At 68.2% G+C, this 242-nt stretch carries 1 pseudogene; it reads left to right on the top strand.

The annotated features are described in order from the left end of the window. A pseudogene (locus tag KMS84_RS44845) lies at positions 1–242 on the top strand (hypothetical protein); the annotation flags it as partial.

The following is a 242-nucleotide window of genomic DNA, read 5'->3' on the forward strand; positions in this document are numbered from 1 at the left end:
GGGCCAACAGCGCCGGCAACGCCCTGGATAAAATCACCGCCGCCATTTCGCAGATCAGCGAGCGCAACCTGGTCATTGCCAGCGCCGCCGAACAACAGGCGCTGGTCGCGCGTGACGTCGACCGCAGCCTGGTGAACATTCGCGACCTGTCCACCCAGACCGCCGCCGGCGCCACCCAGACTTCGGCGGCCAGCCAGGAACTGTCACGCCTGGCCGTGGACCTCAACGGCCTGGTCACGCGG

It is taken from the genome of Streptomyces hilarionis (assembly GCF_024539675.1).
GTDB classification, from domain to species: Bacteria; Actinomycetota; Actinomycetes; order Streptomycetales; family Streptomycetaceae; genus Streptomyces; species Streptomyces hilarionis.